Origin of the sequence: Pontibacter saemangeumensis (assembly GCF_039541895.1) — a bacterium.
Lineage (GTDB): Bacteria > Bacteroidota > Bacteroidia > Cytophagales > Hymenobacteraceae > Pontibacter > Pontibacter saemangeumensis.
On record NZ_BAABHC010000032.1, the window covers coordinates 1 to 1,340 of the forward strand.

1 protein-coding gene is annotated in these 1,340 nt (G+C 59.3%); it reads right to left on the bottom strand.

The genetic code is table 11. The annotated features are described in order from the left end of the window. Nucleotides 1-57: 57 nt before the first annotated feature. A complete protein-coding gene (locus tag ABD920_RS22110; protein ID WP_345162431.1) occupies nucleotides 58-1,281 on the bottom strand; it encodes an IS256 family transposase in 1,224 nt (407 codons plus the stop codon). Between the last annotated feature and the right edge of the window lie 59 nt (nucleotides 1,282-1,340).

Genomic DNA, 1,340 nt, shown 5'->3' on the forward strand with positions numbered 1-1,340 from the left:
ATGATAAGGTTCGGGAGTGTAATTCTAACTGTGTCATCATTTCCCTTTTGTCCGTCTTCACTTCAGGTCCAGCTGCATCCTGTCGCCAAACCAGATAGCGAGCTGCTGGGCCGTCTGGCTCCAGTTGCTTAGCGGCATGACCCATTTTTTGCTGATGTTCTGGTGGGACAGGTAAATGAGCTTCAGCAGGGCCATGTCTGAGGGGAAAGCCCCCTTTGTCTTGGTCACCTTCCTGACCTGGCGGTGAAAGCCCTCTATGGCATTGGTGGTGTAGATGAGCTTCCGTATCTGCTCGGAGTACTTAAAGTACGTGCTCAGCTTCTCCCAGTTCCGCTGCCAGCTCTCGAGCACCTTGGGGTACTTCTTGCCCCACTTCTCCTCCAACTCCAGCAGCCGTAGCTCGGCCAGCTCAAGGCTCTCTGCCCGGTAGACGGGCTTCAGGTCCTTGAGGAACTCCTTCTGGTCTTTAGAGGCCACGTACTTGAGGCTGTTGCGGATCTGGTGCACAATGCAGCTCTGCACCTCGGTCTGCGGGAAGACGCTGTTTATCGCCTCGGCAAAGCCCCTGAGGTTGTCGATGCAGGCGATGAGCACGTCCCGCACGCCCCGCTGCTGCAGGTCGGTGAGCACCGAGAGCCAGAAGGTGGCCCCCTCGCTCTCCGAGACGTACACGCCCAGCAGCTCCTTGTGGCCGTGGCGGTCGATGCCCAGGATGTTGTAGACGGCCCTGCTGACAACGCGCCCCTCCTGGCGCACCTTGTAGTGCACGGCGTCGAGCCAGACGACGCAGTAGAGGGCGTCCAGCGGCCTTGCCTGCCACTCCTTGACCTGGGGCACGATCTTCTCGGTGAGGGCCGCCAGCGTGTCATGGGAGATGTCCATGCCGTACATCTCCTTCAGGTGAGACGAGATATCGCGCAGGCTCATCCCCAGCCCGTACATGCCCAGGATGCGGGGCTCCAGGTTCTCTGCCAGCACCGTCTCCCGCTTTCGGATGATCTGCGGATCGAAGCCAGAGGAGCGGTCACGGGAGCTCTCCACCTCGATGGTCCCGTCCGAGGTGCGCACCTGTTTCCTCACCTTGCCGTTGCGCCGGTTGCCCTTCCCCCGCTCCTCTGAGCCCAGGTGAAGGTCCATCTCCGCCTCCAGGGCGGCCTCGAGAAAGTGTTTGAGAAGAGGGGCCAGTGCTCCGTCCTTGCCGAAGGTGGGTTTGCCGCTCCGGAACTCCTCCAGGAACCGGCGCTTGATCTTCTCCAGATCCAGGCTGTCTTGATTTTCCATTTTATCTGCGTTAAAGGTGTTACTCAAAACCCTTTGAAACAGTTAGTTTTACAGCCTCG